19 protein-coding genes are annotated in these 19,590 nt (G+C 41.5%); 8 read left to right on the top strand and 11 right to left on the bottom strand.

The genetic code is table 11. The features are described 5' to 3' along the window. Positions 1 to 78: 78 nt before the first annotated feature. The 3 genes from ACFX4X_RS18660 to ACFX4X_RS18650 form a co-directional block, all read right to left on the bottom strand. Positions 79 to 1,272, bottom strand: a complete 1,194-nt coding sequence (locus ACFX4X_RS18660) for an MFS transporter (protein ID WP_377385245.1) — start codon at positions 1,270 to 1,272, stop codon at positions 79 to 81. A 149-nt stretch (positions 1,273 to 1,421) separates the two neighbouring features. Next, positions 1,422 to 2,744: an APC family permease gene (locus tag ACFX4X_RS18655; RefSeq protein WP_377385243.1), complete on the bottom strand. Its 1,323-nt coding sequence runs from the start codon at positions 2,742 to 2,744 to the stop codon at positions 1,422 to 1,424. Between the two features lie 376 nt (positions 2,745 to 3,120). Beyond that, positions 3,121 to 3,948: an undecaprenyl-diphosphate phosphatase gene (locus tag ACFX4X_RS18650; protein WP_318685963.1), complete on the bottom strand. Its 828-nt coding sequence runs from the start codon at positions 3,946 to 3,948 to the stop codon at positions 3,121 to 3,123. Between the two features lie 146 nt (positions 3,949 to 4,094). Between ACFX4X_RS18650 and ACFX4X_RS18645 the strand changes: the two genes are divergently transcribed. Then, on the top strand, positions 4,095 to 4,844 hold the full coding sequence (locus ACFX4X_RS18645; RefSeq protein WP_377385240.1) for a glycerophosphodiester phosphodiesterase: 750 nt from the start codon (positions 4,095 to 4,097) through the stop codon (positions 4,842 to 4,844). A gap of 59 nt (positions 4,845 to 4,903) precedes the next feature. Here ACFX4X_RS18645 and ACFX4X_RS18640 read toward each other — a convergent pair whose 3' ends face one another. Beyond that, positions 4,904 to 5,113 carry an alpha/beta-type small acid-soluble spore protein gene (locus tag ACFX4X_RS18640; RefSeq protein ID WP_061465414.1) on the bottom strand — a complete coding sequence of 70 codons (210 nt, stop codon included), beginning with the start codon at positions 5,111 to 5,113 and terminating at the stop codon, positions 4,904 to 4,906. 166 nt (positions 5,114 to 5,279) lie between these two features. On the opposite strand from ACFX4X_RS18640, the gene ACFX4X_RS18635 reads away from it, so the two are divergent. Next, complete coding sequence (locus tag ACFX4X_RS18635) at positions 5,280 to 6,566, top strand: glycosyl hydrolase family 18 protein (protein WP_377385238.1); 1,287 nt, start codon at positions 5,280 to 5,282, stop codon at positions 6,564 to 6,566. Between the two features lie 273 nt (positions 6,567 to 6,839). Continuing rightward, positions 6,840 to 7,832 carry a potassium channel family protein gene (locus tag ACFX4X_RS18630; protein ID WP_377385236.1) on the top strand — a complete coding sequence of 331 codons (993 nt, stop codon included), beginning with the start codon at positions 6,840 to 6,842 and terminating at the stop codon, positions 7,830 to 7,832. Here the strand turns inward: ACFX4X_RS18630 and ACFX4X_RS18625 are convergent. The 3 genes from ACFX4X_RS18625 to ACFX4X_RS18615 form a co-directional block, all read right to left on the bottom strand. Then, positions 7,829 to 8,233 (bottom strand): YugN-like family protein, encoded by a 405-nt coding sequence (locus tag ACFX4X_RS18625; protein ID WP_125161597.1) that lies wholly within the window; start codon positions 8,231 to 8,233, stop codon positions 7,829 to 7,831. The two genes, ACFX4X_RS18630 and ACFX4X_RS18625, sit on opposite strands and share 4 nt — an antisense overlap. A gap of 445 nt (positions 8,234 to 8,678) precedes the next feature. Continuing rightward, entirely contained in the window at positions 8,679 to 10,025 is a 1,347-nt protein-coding gene (locus ACFX4X_RS18620) for a glucose-6-phosphate isomerase (RefSeq protein WP_089361844.1), read from the bottom strand. Between the two features lie 145 nt (positions 10,026 to 10,170). Continuing rightward, a complete protein-coding gene (locus ACFX4X_RS18615; RefSeq protein ID WP_377385233.1) occupies positions 10,171 to 11,334 on the bottom strand; it encodes an iron-containing alcohol dehydrogenase in 1,164 nt (387 codons plus the stop codon). A gap of 202 nt (positions 11,335 to 11,536) precedes the next feature. Between ACFX4X_RS18615 and ACFX4X_RS18610 the strand changes: the two genes are divergently transcribed. After that, complete coding sequence (locus tag ACFX4X_RS18610; protein WP_061465420.1) at positions 11,537 to 11,770, top strand: DUF378 domain-containing protein; 234 nt, start codon at positions 11,537 to 11,539, stop codon at positions 11,768 to 11,770. A gap of 141 nt (positions 11,771 to 11,911) precedes the next feature. Here ACFX4X_RS18610 and yugI read toward each other — a convergent pair whose 3' ends face one another. After that, entirely contained in the window at positions 11,912 to 12,316 is a 405-nt protein-coding gene (gene yugI, locus ACFX4X_RS18605; RefSeq protein ID WP_061465421.1) for a S1 domain-containing post-transcriptional regulator GSP13, read from the bottom strand. Positions 12,317 to 12,663: 347 nt separating this feature from the next. Here yugI and ACFX4X_RS18600 point away from each other — a divergent pair, with 347 nt between their 5' ends. Both ACFX4X_RS18600 and ACFX4X_RS18595 read left to right on the top strand, forming a co-directional pair. Continuing rightward, positions 12,664 to 14,007, top strand: a complete 1,344-nt coding sequence (locus ACFX4X_RS18600) for a sodium-dependent transporter (protein ID WP_377385230.1) — start codon at positions 12,664 to 12,666, stop codon at positions 14,005 to 14,007. A gap of 140 nt (positions 14,008 to 14,147) precedes the next feature. After that, the gene (locus tag ACFX4X_RS18595; protein WP_061465423.1) at positions 14,148 to 14,504 is read left to right on the top strand and encodes a helix-turn-helix domain-containing protein; all 357 of its coding nucleotides are present in this window, start codon (positions 14,148 to 14,150) and stop codon (positions 14,502 to 14,504) included. Between the two features lie 156 nt (positions 14,505 to 14,660). On the opposite strand, the gene ACFX4X_RS18590 is transcribed toward ACFX4X_RS18595, so the two are convergent. Both ACFX4X_RS18590 and ACFX4X_RS18585 read right to left on the bottom strand, forming a co-directional pair. Further along, the gene (locus ACFX4X_RS18590; RefSeq protein ID WP_089361849.1) at positions 14,661 to 15,830 is read right to left on the bottom strand and encodes an aminotransferase; all 1,170 of its coding nucleotides are present in this window, start codon (positions 15,828 to 15,830) and stop codon (positions 14,661 to 14,663) included. Continuing rightward, the gene (locus tag ACFX4X_RS18585; RefSeq protein ID WP_061465425.1) at positions 15,827 to 16,327 is read right to left on the bottom strand and encodes an Lrp/AsnC family transcriptional regulator; all 501 of its coding nucleotides are present in this window, start codon (positions 16,325 to 16,327) and stop codon (positions 15,827 to 15,829) included. Before ACFX4X_RS18585 ends, ACFX4X_RS18590 begins: the two co-directional genes overlap by 4 nt. 309 nt (positions 16,328 to 16,636) lie before the next feature. Between ACFX4X_RS18585 and ACFX4X_RS18580 the strand changes: the two genes are divergently transcribed. Further along, positions 16,637 to 17,479: an alpha/beta fold hydrolase gene (locus tag ACFX4X_RS18580; protein ID WP_284469353.1), complete on the top strand. Its 843-nt coding sequence runs from the start codon at positions 16,637 to 16,639 to the stop codon at positions 17,477 to 17,479. A gap of 479 nt (positions 17,480 to 17,958) precedes the next feature. Here the strand turns inward: ACFX4X_RS18580 and ACFX4X_RS18575 are convergent, their stop codons facing one another. Continuing rightward, a complete protein-coding gene (locus ACFX4X_RS18575) occupies positions 17,959 to 18,219 on the bottom strand; it encodes a DUF1871 family protein (protein WP_089361851.1) in 261 nt (86 codons plus the stop codon). Positions 18,220 to 18,322: 103 nt separating this feature from the next. Here ACFX4X_RS18575 and ACFX4X_RS18570 point away from each other — a divergent pair, with 103 nt between their 5' ends. Beyond that, the gene (locus tag ACFX4X_RS18570; protein ID WP_377385226.1) at positions 18,323 to 19,498 is read left to right on the top strand and encodes a MalY/PatB family protein; all 1,176 of its coding nucleotides are present in this window, start codon (positions 18,323 to 18,325) and stop codon (positions 19,496 to 19,498) included. Positions 19,499 to 19,590 lie beyond the last annotated feature (92 nt).

Genomic DNA, 19,590 nt, shown 5'->3' with positions numbered 1-19,590 from the left:
TTATCAATCTTTTATTCAATATCATTTTTCACTAGATTATATTCAGGATTCCGGAAAATCATGATAGAAAAGAACATTTTATTTAACGATTTTCACTTTTTCAACCATCATGACACAAACGGCAGCAAGGATGATTAGGATGGATACAGCCGAGATGACCCCTCCCCAACCGAACTTCATCAGGAATAAACCTCCTGATGCTCCTACTACACTTGACCCCGCATAGTAAAACAGGAGATATAAAGCGGATGCTTGTGCCTTTTCACTTTTATCAGCTAACGATCCGACCCAGGTGCTCGCAATTGAATGGGCTCCAAAAAAGCCAAATGTAAACAGGGCAAGCCCGATTATCTTCAACAAAAGTGGATCCAATAAGGTTAAAAGGGCCCCCAGCAGCATGATTGCGATTCCGGAAAGAAGAACAAGCCTCCGACTATATTGATCGGCAAGCTTCCCCATCCATGTAGAACTAAATGTCCCCACTAGATAAATAATGAAAATGAAGCCGATCAATGTCTGTGATAAATGATATGGCGGTCCCATTAATGGTATACCCACAAAGTTATAAACGGTAACGAACGAGCCCATTAATAGGAAGGCCATCCCGAATAAAAGTACTAGTCTGCTATTCCATAAGTTATTAATAAGGGAGGTTTTAATTCTCGACAATGATACTTTTTTACGGACAGCATGCTGCGAACGTGGAAGCATCAACCAAAAAGCCAGACTGATGATCAAACTTAAAGCCCCAAGGCTGCCAATCGCTATGTTCCATGAGAAATGGTCGGTCAGCACTCCGACAATCAGCCTGCCTGCCAATCCGCCGATACTCGAACCACTCACATAGATTCCCATCACATAGCCCAGGCTTTTCGGATCGAATTCTTCATTGATATAGGCCATCGCAATTGCCGGGAAACCTGCAAGCACCGCTCCTTGAATCGCCCGTATTGCAATAAGGATGTATAGGTCATCCTGGATGAAGCTGACGCATATGGATAACAACGCAGACAGAGTGAGCGCCGTCCCCATTATTTTTTTCCTATCGATATTTTCTGAGAAAAAGGAAACAAGCAATAAACTGATGGCAAGCGTTCCTGTTGCGAAAGATAATGTAAGACTTGCCATTGCAGGAGAGACTCCGAATTGCTTTGCGAAAACCGGAATGACCGGTTGGGTACTATACAGATCCGCAAACGTTACAAAGCTACCAAGAAATAAAGCCAAGATTGTTTTCCTGAATGATTTACCAGCAGGCTCGATATAATTCACTTTTGTTCAGACCCTTCACTATTAAACTTCCCCCCTATGTTAATACGAACTTCCTGAGTTGTCTATTTCGCCACTTATGGCCAAACGGAAAATCAAGTTCCAGCAATTTACAAAAAAACCCTTCACTGCATGCAGTGAAGGGTTTTTCATTAATATGAACGTTTATCATCCCGCTCACTTTTTTTAAGCAGCCAGTACACAGGCATACCTATAAAGAGGATGATCATCGAGTACAGGGCATTTAAAGGTGTTTGGATTAATGTGCTTACAACAATATATATTGCACCAGCAATGGCCACAATGGGAATGAATGGGTAAAACGGTACTTTATATGTTTTTGCATCCGGATCTTTCTTGCGTAAGATGAAGACCGCGAAGAAGGCTAATCCATAAAAACAGAAGACAGAGAATACGGCCATATTGGTAAGTTTGTCAGGGTCTGCTACAACCATCATTATGATGGCAATGATCACTTGTAATATCGTAGCATTTATGGGCGTTTTAAACTTGGGCGATATTTTCCCGATTTGTTTATGGCCAGGCATCATTTTATCAGTCGCCATCGCCAAGGTTATACGCGGAAAGGTCAGAAGCTTTCCGTTCAAACATCCGAAGATTGAAATCGCTATTCCGATTGATATCAATTTCCCGCCCAATTCACCAAATAGATGCGTTGCCGCAACATTCGCTGCATTCGTACCATGAGCGATGATTCCCTCTGCTCCCAAAACATGAAGCATGGCAAGGTTCACAGCCAAGTAAGCGACCATGACCACGACTAATCCTGTTATGATTGCTCTCGGCAACGTTTTCTGTGGATTTTTCATTTCCCCTGCCATGAAGCCGACATTCATCCAGCCATCATACGCCCAGAGGGTAGCCAAAATCGCACCGGCCATACTGATTTTCATTGAACTTTCACTACTGATATTGAATACAGGCATATTACCTTGTGCGATACCGAACACCGCTATGAATATGATGGGGATCAATTTAGCAACAGTCGATAATGTTTGTATTATACCGCCGTATTTTGTCCCCAGCAGATTCATGCCTGCTATAAATACGATCGTAAGAATGCCTATTGCCAAAGTGTAATCTGAAGCGATATTAAATATTCCTGCGACTAATAACCCGAAGTATAAACTGAGTGCGCCCATGACTGCAGGTCCATATACCAATGTCTGAACCCAGCCGCATAGGAATCCCCATGCTTTTCCGTACACTTCTTCCATATAGACATATAAGCCCCCAGTTTTAGGAATCCGAGTACTCACTTCCGCAATCGTCAATCCGCTTGCAAGGGTAATCAGGCCACCTATCAGCCAAGCTAATAAGGCCATGGTTGAATTACCACTTAACTCAAGCACGTCACCAGGTCTCATGAAAATACCAGAACCGATAACTGTACCAACTACAATAGATGTTCCAATCCAAAAGCCAATCGTTTTTTTCAATTGGTCATTCCCCATGATGTCCTCCCCAGGTGTACACATGTACTTGTTTTATACTAAAATTATATCATATAAATTATATGGAAATAACTTATTCAATAATTTGAATAGTCCAATAAGGTTCCGGACACGTTGGTATCACTGTGCTTGGCTAGCTTTATTACAATTATATTTTTTTTACTAATTATGTCTGGAACTGCAACAAAAACCGAATATTCTCTGTAGAAAAAACGTTTTATAGAAATTTAACTCGATAATAACGAATTAAATATCACAAAACGAAAGTATCATTCGTTATATATACAGTCTGAGATACCCGGTTTTTTCTCGGACACAAAAAAACCACTCCGAATCAACGGGGTGGTTCCACTCCTCTTTCAAGCTTCAATTCGTATTACCAAATAATGAATAAAAGCACAACCGCCAAGACAATCCGGTAGATGGCAAAAGGAGTCAATTTAACTTTATTGATTAAAATCAAGAAAAAGCGGATACAGAATAACGCAAAGATGAATGCGCTGATGAAACCTGCGATAATGAATGGCAGAACTTCAGGTGTGATGTAATCCCAATATTTAACTATCTTTAAAAGACTGGCACCCGCCATGATCGGCACCGCCATGATGAATGTGAAATCGGAAGCAGCCCGATAGCTCATTCCTAATAGCACACCACCGGAAATCGTTGAACCTGAACGTGAGAATCCCGGCCATAGGGCCAAACATTGAATTAAACCTACACCCAAAGCTTGTTTATAAGTGATTTGGTCAACCGTTTCTGTGGTCAGCTTTGGACGGAATTTATCAGCCGCAATCATTAAAAATGCGCCCAAGATTAATCCAACGATAACCGTCTTCATGGTAAATAAATTTTCATCGATATAATCTTCGAACAATAGACCTAATACAGTAGCTGGTAACAATCCGACGATGATCTGCAAGAGGTTAAGCTTTTGGCCCTTCACAGCAGATGGGTCTTTCATTTTCCTTAAACCAAGCAAGTCCATGAATCGCCCCCAGAAGAGCACGACTACAGCGAGTATCGAACCAAGCTGGATAACCACCTTGAACACATTGGCTATTTCACTCCCGAAAAGTTCGTTCGATTTCAGCCATAAATCATCAACGATAATCATGTGCCCTGTAGACGATACAGGAGCAAATTCAGTTAATCCTTCAACAAGACCAAGGACAACAGCAACAAAAATTTCCCACATATTCATTTTTTTCACCTCATAATTCGTACACCTGTTATGGAAATACCATATGTATTTTACTCGTTGTTTAAAATATTGTCTATTAAACATTGCTGAAACAATTTAGGGATACATGTATGATAGGGTTCAAAATAAAGTTTAAAGGGGAAGTGATGAATTTGCAAAACATATTGATTTTCGCCCATAGAGGGTCCAAAGGGACGCATCCTGAAAATACCATGGCTGCATTTCAAGAGGCGGCAGAAATCGGTGCCGAGGGGATCGAGTTCGATGTCCACCTCAGTTCTGATGGGGAATTGGTCATCATCCATGACGAAACGCTTGATCGAACGACCAACCTTACTGGTTATGTAAAAGATCATTCGTCACAAGAGCTGAAGACGGCTGATGCCGGGGGCAAATTCTCCAAGGAATTTCTTGGGGAGCGGATTCCTTTTTTAATGGACGTTTTCGACTGGGCTAAGGGAAATGCTTTATTGATGAATATCGAAATCAAAACGGATAAACTCGCTTACGAAGGGATCGAACAGAAGATCATTGATTTAATTCGTCAATATCAAATGGAAAATCGGGTGATCCTATCTTCCTTCAACCATCAATCAATTGAAAAAGTGAAGATGCTTGCCCCAGAACTTGAACGTGCATTATTGTTCGAAGGACTTCCTGAAAACTTCGAAGAAATCTTACGTGATAAAAAAGAAGCCGGTTTTCATCCTGATAAAAATAGCCTGACTCCAGCAGTTAATGAAAAAGCGAAAAAACTTGGATACAAAATCCGCCCTTGGGTCGCCAATGATGAAGCGGACATCGTCAAGCTCGCAGAGATGGATGTCGACGTTATCATGACCGATTTCCCTGAAAAGGCAATCAAGATTTTAAAGGCTTGGCAGTCACATGGCTGAATAATGCGAAAGAGAAGGAGCGATACCCCTTCTCTTTCAAATCCATATTTATTCAGTTATTAACGAGAAAAGTTTGATCCGCCTAATTGTTGTTCAGCCATTTGAACTAAACGTTTTGTGATTTCCCCACCAACAGATCCGTTAGCGCGAGAAGTAGTGTCTGCACCTAAGTTTACACCAAATTCACTAGCGATTTCATTCTTCATTTGTTCTAGGGCTTGCTCTGCACCAGCTACTACTAGTTGATTGCTGTTATTGTTGTTTGCCATGTGTTTTCACCTCCTACTAATATTAATTAGCATTTTTAGCTTAAATTATTATTGCCAATTTATTGAATTATTTTTCTTTACGATCCCTTCAATCAAAAGCTCTTTATCATGAATTTCTTTTTCTGTTCATAAACTGTTAGGAAACTTTCAGTAGGAGGGAAAAGATTTGCAAATACATGTGGTTAGGCCAGGCCAGACGTTATATGGCATCGCCCAGACGTACAGCGTAACTGTTGATAGGCTCGTGGAAACAAATAAGATTCCTAACCCAACTAATCTTGTTACTGGGCAGGCCCTTGTCATTCCAATTGTCGGCAGCTATTATTTCGTTCAACCCGGTGATAGTCTTTTTTCCATTTCCCAAAAGGTTGATGTCCCTTTTCAAGAATTGGCAAAAATAAATGGCATTTCCGAAAATCAAAACTTATCCGTTGGATACCGTCTCTACATTCCAGCACGTAAGAAAAGGACCGCCGAATTCAACGGGTATGTCGAGCCGAGGGGTACAACGGTTGCACCGGCCCTTGAAACGGCTGCAAGGGAAGCTGGGCCCTATTTAACCTATTTGGCCCCATTCAGCTTCCAGGCGCTTCGTGACGGCTCCTTAAAAGAGCCATTGCTCAATGAATTCCCTGCCATCGCCAGGGAAAATAAAAATGTCTTGATGATGGTGATCACGAATCAGGAAAAAGACCAATTCAGCGATGAGCTCGGGCACATCATCTTGACGAACACTTCCGTTCAAAATAAGTTCCTGAACAATATCGTTTCAACTGCAAAGAAATATGGATTCCGGGATATCCACTTTGACTTTGAGTTTTTAAGGCCGTCTGATAAAGAAGCTTATAATCAATTTCTCCGAAAAGCCAAGGAACGTTTCAAGAAAGAAGGATGGTTCATTTCTACGGCACTTGCCCCCAAAACAAGTGCGGAACAAAAAGGCCGTTGGTATGAGGCTCATGACTATAAAGCACATGGCGAAATCGTCGACTTCGTTATCATCATGACTTATGAATGGGGGTATAGCGGGGGACCGGCAATGGCTGTATCGCCAATTGGACCTGTTCGGGATGTGCTCGAATATGCCGTCACTGAAATTCCTTCCAACAAAATCCTGATGGGGCAAAATCTATATGGCTATGATTGGACCCTGCCTTTTGTACAGGGATCCACTGCCAAGGCTGTAAGTCCGCAGCAGGCCATCCAGATTGCAGCTGCCAATAATGTTGCCATCGAGTATGATGAAACCGCACAGGCCCCGCACTTCAATTATACGGATATTGAGGATAGGCAGCATGAGGTGTGGTTTGAAGATGCCAGATCCATTCAGGCAAAATTCGATTTAATCAAGGAATTGAATCTAAGGGGGATGAGTTATTGGAAGCTCGGCCTAGCCTTCCCTCAAAACTGGCTGCTCATCAGTGATAACTTCAACGTACGCAGAAGGGTCTAAGAACAGATTGAGCCTATTTATCAAACTTTTGGAATACCGAAGCGCAAACGGACATATAATCCATCATCGAGCATGAAGTCCAGTTCAGGATACGTGACTCAGCCATAAAAGCCTTCCGACGTCTTCCGGAAGGCTTTTATCATTTCCCTGTTATCCGAGTTGCACTTTTTTAGATAATCTACGAAATTCATGATTCAAAGTTTGTCTGACTGCCTTATGAGCAAAGCCTTTTTTGACCATACTAAAAGGAATAGCTTAAGGGGTGTGAAAAACATGATTCGATTCGGTCCATACATTAGCACCGTTCCTAGAATTCCGCGTTTCATCAGATTGCTTTCTACCATCGCATTATTTTTACTCTCCTTCGGGGTATTGATCCACCTTGTGGAGCCGAAAAGATTCCCTACTTTACTCGATGGCATCTGGTGGGCAATCGTGACTATGTCAACGGTAGGTTACGGAGATTACACGCCTGTGACCAATCTTGGTAAAGTCATTGGGATCACCCTCATTTTGTCAGGTGCAGGCCTGATCACCTCTTATTTTGCGTACATTGCTAAAATGTCCATTTCCAATGAACAGCAATTTCTAACAGGAAAGAAAGTATTCAGCGGCGGTGGCCATATTATCATTGTGGGCTGGAATGGCCGTTCCAAGAGAATCATCCAAAACATTCATAATAGTACTCATCATCAATCTATTGTCCTTATAGATGATACGCTGCAAAAGCACCCGCTACCAAGAACGAATATCCACTTTATCCAAGGAAAAGCTACATTGGATTCCGTTTTGCAAAAAGCTAATATAAAACAGGCCATACGCGTCCTTATCACTGCTGACCTCAAGCAAGACGAGCTGCATACGGATATGTTCTCGATATTAACGTTACTGGCCGTCAAAGGCTTGAATCCGCATTTGTATTGTCTTGTGGAAATATTGACGCAAGAACAAAAGGAAAATGCTTTGCGGGCAGGAGCGGATGGTATTGTCGAAACGAATAAATTTGCAAGTGATTATATGCAGGATTGCTTATCGAGAGGGATCATTGTGGAAGCTGAAGAGCAAAATGAATGGGATGGATTGAACATCAAACAACTGGCCATCCAGAGTGACTGGGCAGAATTGACGTTTAAACAGTTGAGCGCCAAGCTATTTGATCAAGACATTCTATTGGTGGGCATCATTTCAGGAGGCGAGACATTCATCAAGCCCCCTGCAAATGTAATCATACATCGCAATGACACCCTGCTCATCATTGAAGATTAATGTAATAAAAGCTTTTCCAAATCATGGACAAGCGATTTACCATAAGAGATATAGTTTTCCGGAAATTCGGCATCCGGATTTTCCGGCTCAGCAAACTGATTGAAGGAAGCGGTGAGGTTTCCGATATTTCCTTCACCGTCAACACCGTCCTCGTATTTATGAGATAACAAAAACGGTTGTAAAAGTTCGACCATTACCCCATCCTGATCGAGTGAACCATCAACCGCCCTGAAAGGGACACGCAAAAACTGGTACCCATCACTGTCATCCATTTTATAATCAAACGACCCGTTGTCATAATCCCAGCCTCCGCCTATCACATATCCTTCCGGCTTTAACTTCGTCTCCAGGTCGAACAAACCGAATGTTTTCCCTTCCAACTCAGAAGAAATTTTAATCATTGTATAAAAACCTCTTTCGCTATTTTTTCTATTAGCTTAACCAAAAGGCCTTTTAAAAAACCCCTGGAATGACTCGATTGTACCCTCGATTCAGGATAAGAAGATTGGCTTCCTCACTGATTCCCAAGGTATCCTTACGCTCTTTTATAAAGTTTCTTTCAGCTTCAGCGCTTCCTTAATCGCAATTGCTGGATCTGCACCTAGATTGCCGCACTTCCTGTTGCAGCTGGTGGATTTTCTCCCGCTTTGCTTAAAGCCTTTTCATCCATGCCGAACCGGAATTTGCGGAACCTGTGTAATTGGAATTCATCATTGATGAATTGTGCACACATGAACCCAAATTTTTCGGTTTTTCAATGCAAGCATTCGAATATGTTAATTTAACTTTAGAGTTCAATAAAAAAAGCATGAAGCTGGATGTTATTCCTGCTTCATGCTTTTTTTATTATAAGCGCTGTTCGAGCTCTGCTTTTTTCTTTTCATATCCTGGCTTGCCTAAAAGCGCAAACATGTTCACCTTATATGCTTCCACTCCAGGCTGATCAAATGGATTGACACCTAGTAAGTAACCGCTCATTGCACAAGCTTTTTCGAAGAAATATACAAGGTAGCCAAATGTATAAGCATCAAGCTTAGGAACCGTTACGATCAGGTTGGGAACGCCACCGTCCGTATGTGCTAAAAGAGTGCCCTCAAATGCTTTATTATTTACGAATTGCACCGTTTCACCTGAAAGGTAATTCAGGCCATCCAAGTCATTGTCCGCTTCTTCAATTAAAATTTCATGACGGGCCTTTTCCACTTTGATGACTGTTTCAAAAAGATCACGCCGCCCTTCCTGAACATATTGCCCTAATGAATGCAGGTCAGTCGAAAAGTTAGCGGATGAAGGGAAAATCCCCTTTTGATCCTTTCCTTCACTCTCTCCAAATAATTGTTTCCACCACTCAGAGAAGTATTGAAGTCCAGGCTCATAGTTTATCAGCATTTCAATGGTTTTCCCTTTATTGTAAAGGATATTTCGAACCGCTGCATATTGGTATGCCTCATTATCAGCTAGCTCGGAAGAACTGTAGTCCAACCTTGCACGCTCGGCTCCCTCCATGATTTGATCGATATCTGCCCCGCTGACCGCAATCGGAAGCAACCCAACTGCCGTTAAGACAGAGTAACGTCCGCCAACATCATCAGGAATGACGAAAGTTTGGAAACCTTCCTCCGTTGCTACCGTTTTTAATGCGCCCTTTTCTTTGTCAGTGGTCGCGTAAATTCGGCTTTTAGCTTCTTCAACACCATATTTTTGTTCCAGCAGTTTCCTGAATATCCTGAAGGCCAGTGCTGGTTCAGTCGTCGTACCGGATTTAGAGATAACATTGATCGAGAAATCCCTGTTTTCCAGCAGGTCCATTACGTCTTGCATATATGTAGAGCTTATATTATTACCTACAAATAAAATTTGTGGTGTTTTTCTTTTGTCCGTCGGCAAAATGTTATAAAAACTATGTTGAAGCATTTCAACTGCCGCGCGCGCTCCCAGGTATGATCCACCGATTCCGATAACAAGTAACACATCTGAATCTTTTTTTATTTTTTCCGCTGCTTTTTTGATCCTCGAGAACTCTTCTTTATCATAATTGGCCGGTAAATCAAGCCAGCCAAGATATTCATTGCCTGCCCCTGTCTGTTCATGCAGAGAATGGTGGGCCACTTTTACAGCATCCTGTAAATAGGTAATTTCATGCTCCCCGAAAAACGGTAGGGCTTTTGAATAATCGAAACGAATATGGGCCATTCAAATTCCTCCTTGATTTTTAGTTTCCCTATCACTTTATCTGATGTAATTCTCATAATCAAGATATCGGTCAGGTAAATAATGAATTATACGTTCAAAGTAATCTCCCACCTGACAAGGCGGGAGAATGAACATTTCACTTGAATTATAATGAAGCCCGTAAAATGGCAAGGACATCTTCACGGTTCAGGATTTTGAATCGCCCAAATCCCCCTCTGCTCATCGCTTTATCAGCCATGACTTCCAATTGTGAGTCATCGATGCCATAATCCGAAAGATTGGTCGGCGCACCTAAGCTGCTCCAAAACGACCTAAGTCTTTCAATGCCCTCAAGGGCCGCTTCCTCATCCGTTTTACCTTCCGGATCAACATGGAACACACGGACTGCAACCTGTTTAAAGCGTGCAACATTTTCATGGAGCACATGTTTCATCCAATTTGGAAATAAGATGGCCAATCCTCCGGCATGCGGGATGTCATAAACAGCTGAAACGGCATGTTCAATGTTATGCGTTGCCCAATCCCCACTGTAGCCAACCCCAAGCGAACCATTCAAGGCAATATTTCCTGCATATAGGATAGTGGCCCTGTGTTCATAATCCTCCAGGTTTTCCAATAGTTTAGGCGCCGTTTCAATCACTGTCAGTAACAGCGATTCACAAAACCGGTCTTGAAGAGGTGCATGCGTTTCCGGATGGAAGTACGTTTCGAACACATGTGACATCATATCGACCATTCCGTATACAGTCTGATCTTTTGGTACCGAAAAAGTATTTTCTGGATCCAAAATGGAGAATTGGGGAAATACCAATGGACTTCCCCATCCATATTTCTCTTTCGTTTCCCAGTTTGTAATGACTGAGCCGGAATTTGCCTCGGAGCCGGTTGCAGCTAAAGTCAGTATCGTTCCAAACGGAAGGGCCTCTTCTACTGATGCCTCCTTAATGACTAGATCCCATGGATCCCCCTCATATTTAGCACCGGCAGCAATGGCCTTTGTCGCGTCAATGACACTGCCGCCTCCAACAGCAAGCACAAAGTCGATACCATGTTCTTTACAAAGGTCAACACCCTTCCGGACTGTTGAGATGCGTGGATTCGGTTCAACTCCGGAAAGTTCGTGCACCTCTGCATCGATCTCTTTCAAGGCATTGATCACTTTTTCATATAAGCCATTTTTCTTTATGCTTCCTCCACCGTATACAAGTAAAACCTTATCACCATATGCAGGAATTTCCGTTTTTAAACTTTCAAGCTGATCTTTCCCGAAAATTATTTTAGTAGGGTTTTTATAAGTGAAATTCTCCAAAAGATTTCTCTCCTTAATGCCACATCGGCCTCTAGAAAATTGCCCACTTGGCCACTGGCAGTTTTTTTCTTTTCTTCATTATGACCAATGTTCCATATAAATACAAAGCATCCGTCCGGAACTTCTGCAAGGATGTATATTTACATGATGAAAAAGCATGATAAGTAAAGAACTGATTTTTTCAAAAAAAGGAGGCTGTACAATGAGCGGAATACAAAGAATTGCACTTGTTCTTACAATAATCGGGGCAATCAACTGGGGATTAATAGGGTTTTTCCAATTTGACTTGGTCGCTTCGATTTTCGGAGGGCAAGATGCTGGAATGGCCCGTATCATTTATGGATTGGTTGGAATTGCCGGCCTAATTAACCTTGGTCTTCTCTTTAAACCAAGTCCTGAAACTGCCAGTGAACCAGAAACCAAACCGACTCGTTGAAAGGGATTTTGTTTATATTCTATAAAAATAAAGCCGGACCATGGATAAAAAACATGGCCCGGCTTTATTTAATTCATTTTCATGAAATCATGAAAATGACAAAAAAAACCGACTGATCGATTGATCTGTCGGTTCACAAAATTATTTTTTGATTAGGTCTTCGCGTTGAGATTGTTCAATCCACTCTTGAAGTTTGTCTTTCAATGTGTTGAAACCTTCAGTAGATTCGATGTGAGATGTTGCTTTAACAGATGCTTGGCGTTTTTTTGGAGCTTTTTTCGGAGCTTCAGTACGCTCAGGAGCTTCTTCTGTTGCGCGGATCGATAAGCCGATTTTTCCAGCAGCTGAATCGATTGAAAGCACTTTAACTTTTACTTCATCGTTCACTTTTAAATGTTCGTTGATATCTTTAACGAATCCGTGAGTAATTTCAGAAATATGAACTAAACCTTGAGTTGATTCATCTAAAGCAACAAAAGCACCGTATGGTTGAATACCAGTTACTTTACCAGTAACTACCGCACCAATTTCGAATTTTTCAGACATGGTAACACTCCTATTTTATATATATTTTTTCGTCTTTTCACGCAATAAAAAATTATATCACATAATTGGAAAATAATCAAAGTTAAGTATACCATACTTTTTTAAATTTTACTCATTAAAAATGTTTGTTTTTTGGAAATAATAAATATTATAAGAACGTTATTTATAATTTAACCTAAAAATTTGCAAATAACCTCCATTTCCTTAAGATATTTACTCATTTTTCTAAAGATTGTAATATTAAAACACTACCCATTTCCTCATAATCATAGTAAGATGAGAAAATGTTTTAAAGAAATTATTGTTTACAGCTAGATAATCTTTACATCTAAAGGAGTTTTTCCATCATGTCAAAACAAGAACAATGGACTTCAAAACTTGGGTTTATCCTGGCAGCCGCGGGATCCGCTATTGGATTAGGCGCCATCTGGAAGCTCCCATATATGACTGGTGAAAATGGTGGAGGGGTCTTTTTCCTGCTCTTCATTTTGTTCACACTGCTTATCGGTGCCCCCATATTAATAGCGGAATTCACAATTGGCCGCAATGCACAGAAAGATGCCATTAGCGCATATAAATATATCGCCCCAGGAAAACCTTGGGCTTTGATCGGATATGGCGGTGTCGTCGCTTCCATCATTCTGCTTTCCTTCTTCAGTGTCGTTGGCGGCTGGATCATCTCCTATTTAGCAAGAAGTTTAACCGGTTCCCTTTCAAACTTAACCCAGACTGAATATGGAAACTTCTTCAATACGATAATCAGCAATCCTTATGAAACGGTTATCGCTCAATTATTATTCATGGTTTTAACCATTTGGGTCGTGCAAGGGGGCGTATCCAAAGGAATTGAAAAAGCGAATAAATATATGATGCCTTCATTGTTCATTCTTTTCATTATTCTCCTCATCCGTTCCTTGACTCTGGATGGAGCAATGGAGGGTGTAAAATTCTTCTTGAAGCCGGACTTTTCCGCTTTATCAGGGGAAACGATCCTATTAGCTCTTGGCCAATCCTTCTTTGCACTTAGTGTTGGTGTTTCAGTGATGGTAACCTATGCATCCTATTTAAGTAAAAAAGAAGATATAACTAAATCTGCCTTCTCGGTGGTTGGACTGAATATCTTCATTTCCTTGTTAGCCGGTTTAGTCATTTTCCCAGCTGTTTTCGCACTGGGCTTCAGCCCTTCTAGCGGTCCTGGACTAGTATTCGTCGTGTTGCCTGCCGTATTCAATGAAATGGCGCTCGGCGGGATCTTCATGGCCATTTTCTTCATATTATTATTATTCGCCACACTTACAACGGCCTTCTCCATTCTCGAGATCGTCGTTGCAGCCATGATCAAAGGTGATACCGCAAAGCGGAAGAAGGCTTCTTGGATAGCTGGTAGCGTCGTTTTCTTGATTGGAATTCCAAGCGCATTATCATTTGGGGTGCTTTCAGATGTGAAGATTTTCAATTTATCCATATTCGATTTGGCTGATTATCTGACAAGCAATATCGCACTGCCAGTCGGCGCCTTGTTCATATCCCTTTTCATCGGCTATCAAATGAAAAGGATCGAGGTCCAAAAAGAGTTCGAAACTGGCGCAGATTCCGGCCGGTCACTTTTTAAACTTTGGTACTTCCTGATTCGCTACATTGTGCCGATCATGATCATACTCGTATTTCTTAACTCAATTAATCTCATTTAGTAATCCAAAATGCCGTTTCGATATTTCTCGAGGCGGCATTTTTTTTCACAAAACCTACATATTCATTCGATTTCCTTTAGTTATAATATGGTAAAATCATTACATAAAGAAAATATTTCCTGAAAAAGGAGTGCCTGACTATGTCAAATATCGCGAAGAATATCCGGCAATATCGAGAAGATCATAACCTCACTCAACAGGAACTGGCTTTGAAATTACGAATCGGCACCAAAAAGATTGAAAAGTATGAAACTGGTGAATCGATTCCTGATACTCAAACCATTTTACGGCTTTCGACCGTTCTTGACATTCCAGCTTCAGAGTTCTTGAAGGACGCCCAAACCGGGAACGCTTCTGGTGTTGACGAGGACATAAAAAAGCTGATTGAAGAAATCGGATCCAAAAAGGCTGAGCTCATCCTAAGAACAGCTAAAGACTTTAGCGAAGAACAAATTCTGAATGTTATGCATACTTTATATAATACACAAGCTAATTGAAAAAAATGGTCGTAGTATGTGTATTTTTTTTCAGAGTGCTGGATATACTATGATTAACACTTTCTATGTTAATCCATTAGATTAACTCTTTTTCTAATTCCCCCTATGGAAAGGGATCCGGCTGCTTATAACGGCCGGATCCCTATTTTTTTGCTTTTATTGGCTATGGTTCTTCATGAAACGTTCCATCCTTCTAAGCGCTTCTTGAAGTTGTTCCATGGAGGATGCATAGGAACAGCGGATATGACCTTCACCGCTTTCCCCGAACACATCTCCCGGTACAACGGCTACAAGTTCTTCCGTCAGAAGTTTTTCTGCAAATTCCAACGAAGTCATCCCTGTTTTCTCAATGGAAGGAAAAGCATAAAATGCCCCGCCAGGATTGTGACAATCAAGACCCATATCGTTAAATGAATTCACGATATAATTTCGTCTTCTCCGATAACTCCGACGCATTTCTTCTACATCCTGCATTCCGTGCCTTAAAGCTTCCAATGCAGCATGTTGAGCAACGGTCGGCGCACACATCATCGCATATTGATGAAGCTTAAGCATCGCTTCAGAAATTTCCTTAGGTGCACAAACGAACCCAAGACGCCATCCGGTCATTGCAAAGCCTTTCGAAAACCCATTGATGACAATTGTCCGCTCAAGCATGCCGTCAATGGCAGCAAAAGAGGTGAATTTCTCATCATAAGCAAGTTCAGCATAGATTTCATCGGAAATGACAAGCAAGTCATGCTTTTTAATGATATCAGCAAGCATCACTAATTCTTCCTGTCCAAGCTGGGTGCCAGTTGGATTATTCGGTGAACAGATTAAAACCGCCTTCGTTTTAGGCGTGATTGCCGCTTCGAGTTGCCCGGGAGTCAACTTAAAGTCATCATCCTTTGAAGTTTGGACCGTGACCGGTATTCCCCCTGCCATGGTCACAAGCGGTGCATAGGCGACGAAACAAGGTTCCACTACAATGACTTCTTCCCCTGGATTCAAGATGGTCCTCAGGGCAATATCGAGAGCCTGGCTTGCTCCGACCGTGACAATGATTTGATCCTCTGGTCTATATGAAACATGGAACTGCTTCTCCATATACCAGCTGATTTCCGACCTTAATTCAAATAATCCTGCATTAGCCGTATAAGAGGTATACCCTTCCTCCAAGGAGTTGATCGCAGCTTCCCTCACTGCCCAAGATGTAACGAAATCCGGTTCACCCACACCAAGTGAGATGACCCCTTCCAAATTGGCTGCCAGGTCGAAAAAGCGGCGGATGCCTGATGGTTTAAGCTCTGCAATCGTTCTTGAAACATAACTCGTTTTAATCATGGTGACACCACTATCCGCTTATCTTCATCAGTTTGGTCAAAAATTGTGCCATCGTGCTTGTATTTTTTCATAATGAAGTGAGTCGTCGTAGAAATGACGGAATCCAGTGTCGAAAGTTTTTCTGAAACAAAGTTTGCCACTTCGTTCATAGAACGCCCTTCGACAATGACTGATAAATCATAAGCCCCCGACATTAAATAAACGGACTCGACTTCTTTGAATTTGTAAATCCTTTTTGCTACCTCATCGAAACCGACACCGCGTTTCGGAGTGACTTTTACATCAATCATCGCTGTGACACCATGGTATTCATCCACTTTTGCCCAGTTAATGACTGTTAAATAACGTACAATAACCCGCATATCTTCTAATTTCTTCAATGTTATTTCAATGCCCGCTTCTGATAGATTGGTCATTTTAGCCAAATCCTTCAGATCAATCCGGCTGTTATTTTCAATGATTCTCAAGACTTCCAATTCCTCTTCATTCAAGTGCATTGGAAAACCCCCCTTTTGGAATTCACTAATTTAGATGTGATGGTTTGGCTGGCAGATTAGTCTCACGAATTACCTTATTAGACTTTTTTAGAATCCTATATGACAATATAAATTAATAAGTCCTATTCTGTCAGGATAAACTTATACTATTATATCAAAATTGGTTGGCGACCTGTTATAGTAATTGTCTTTTTTCATCGTTATTATTACAATTACTGTTATGCAACAGTATTTAAGGACCTTTTTTGGGATATTCAGGTGAACACACACTTGTATCTATGACTAATACCAGAGGAGAAAGGGATTTATATGGAAATTCATACAATCAAAGGCATTGAACGGGTGGAAAATATAGAAATCTATTTTGAATATGACCATATGGATGATTCCTTCCCCACACTTGTACTGCTTCACGGGTTTTTGTCATCCAGCTTCAGTTTCCGTAAATTAGTGCCCTATTTGATCAAGGAATTCAATGTGATCTCAATAGACCTTCCCCCATTTGGGCAAAGCGGAAAGGATTATCGATATACATATTCATTCCGGAACATTGCTAAATCCGTTGTTCTGTTCTTGGAGGGGAAAAACATCAGGAAATTCAGTATTATCGGCCATTCCATGGGCGGGCAGATTTCCCTGCAGCTCATAAAATCACATCCTGATCTTGTCGACCATGCCATCCTCCTTGCCGGATCAGGCTATCAGCCCGGCTATTCGGAAAAAATGAAGATGGTCAGTTACCTGCCTTTCTTTTCATTCGGGATAAAACGGTATTTACAAAAGTCAGGGATCGAAAAGAACTTGAAAAATGTCGTTCATGACCCGACCATGATTGACGATGAAATGCGACAGGGCTATCTAGGGCCATTCATAAAGAAGCATGATATTTTCCGTGCATTGGGGAGGATGCTCCGAGATAAGGAAATCGATTTGTTGAAGGAAGACCTTAGTGATATCCATACGCCTTGCCTGCTTATATGGGGAAGGCATGATAGAGTGGTACCGTTGGATATTGGCCAAAGGCTCCATGATGACCTGCCTAATTCCGAGCTTGTTGTCATTGAGGATACCGGGCACCTTCTTCCAGAGGAGAAACCGGAAGAGGTTTATCAATTAATTAAGGAATTTCTTGGTGTAGCCTCCCCAACTTAAAAAAACAAAACTCACGAGTAAACAGCGTAAACTTACGAGTAAACAGCTCAAATTCACGAGTAAACAGCTCAAATTCACGAGTAAACAGCTCAAACTCACGAGTAAACAGCGTAAACTCACGAGTAAACAGCTCAAACTCAGGAATAAACAGCGCAAACTCACGTGTAAACAGCGTAAACTCGCGAGTAAACAGCGCAAACTCACGAGTAAACAGCGTAAACTTACGAGTAAACAGCTCAAATTCACGAGTAAACAGCTCAAACTCACGAGTAAACAGCTCAAACTCACGAGTAAACAGCGTAAACTCACGAGTAAACAGCGCAAATTCATGAGTAAACAGCTCAAACTCAGGAATAAACAGCGCAAACTCACGTGTAAACAGCGTAAACTCGCGATTAAACAGCGCAAACTATGAGTAAAGAGCAAAAAAACAACGTAAAAAAGGTGACCCTTATTTCTGGGTACACCCTTTTTCACCTTTAGATCGAACAGCTGGCATCATTTTTTATGATGAGCAGTTTCTGTGCAACTTCCAGGCATTTTTCCATCTTAACGGTTTCATCGAAAGCGAACTCGTAAATGGACTTTATTTTTTCCGCCAGTTCCTGCGGGCTATCTATATCCCGGATTGCTACGACCGTATCCGCAATTTCCGGTTCATATAGATCCCATCCTATCTGGAAAGGGTCCCATTCTTGCAAAACGGCAACCAACGCTAAATTCATTTGCTGTGTATCCATAATTCATCACCTGCTCAATAGGTTTTCAAAGAACATGTTATCATAGTATCATAACAACAGGCTTTTCACGAAGACGACAAATTTTTATTCGGCGGTGGACATTTTGAACAAGTCAATTTTTGAAGAACACATTAACAGAGAAAATTCAGGATCCGTAAAATGGGATAAAAACTCGCTCAAATCATTGTATGGGCGCGAAGATGTTCTGCCAATGTGGGTTGCCGATATGGACTTCCCATCTCCTGAGGGCATTCAAAAAGCGTTAATAGAACGCTTGAATCATCCAATTTTCGGTTATACCGTCCCTTCCGAAGCGGTTTTCACCGAAATTCAACGCTGGCTTAGAGACCGGCACTCCTGGCAAATCGATAAAGAGTGGATTTCATTTAGCTCTGGCGTCGTTTCTGCAATTGGTACAACAATCCAAGCTTTCACGGACCCGGGCGATAAAATATTATTACAATCACCCGTCTACACACCATTTTTTGATATGATCAAAAATAATGACCGGGAAGTGGTCAATAGTCCCCTTATCATAGAAGAAGATCGCTTTCAGATTGATTTCGCTGATTTTGAGGACAAGCTGAAAAGCGGAGTGAAGCTTTTCCTTTTTTGCAGTCCACATAACCCTGGCGGGCGCGTTTGGACAAAAGAAGAACTCCTCCGAATCGGGGAGCTCTGTGAAAAATATGATGTAGTCATCGTCAGTGATGAGATTCATGCTGATTTATTCCATACAACATCCAGACATTATCCGATAGGCTCGCTTTCAGAGAAGTTAGCCGACATAACCGTCACGTTAATGGCGCCAAGTAAAACATTCAATATTGCCGGCCTTCAGGCTTCATTCCTGATCACCGGTAATGAAAAATTGCAGAAGAAATTGCAAAAGGCACAAACGAAATTGGCATTCCATGGCCTTAACATCCTCGCTTTAACAGCGATGGAAGCCGCGTATCGAGAGGGCTTAAACTGGCTGGAAGACATGATTGGCTACATTGAGGAGAATATAAAAGTGGCTGAGGAATTCATCGCTGCTGAAATCCCTTCTTTGCATGTCATGCATCCGGATGCTTCTTACCTTTTATGGATTGACTGCCGTAATCTTGGATTGAATGACAAGGAAATTAAGGAACGGCTGATCCATCAAGGGAAGCTCGCATTGGAGCCTGGTTCAAAATATGGACCTGGCGGAGAAGGTTTCGTCCGAATGAATCTAGGTTGTTCACGCAGCATGATGATGGAAGGTCTAAACCGTTTAAAATTGGCTTTTTCATAAAAAAAAGAACCAGGTTGCACATAACCCTGTCAAGTAGACAATAAAAAAAGAGTATTTTAAGCTGCGGCCTTTTCTCGGTATTCAATCGGGGA

The organism is Peribacillus sp. YIM B13481 (assembly GCF_042787985.1).
Taxonomy (GTDB): Bacteria; Bacillota; Bacilli; order Bacillales; family DSM-1321; genus Peribacillus; species Peribacillus simplex_A.
Note: the sequence above shows the minus strand (reverse complement) of the source record. Positions and strands in the feature narration are given on the sequence as shown.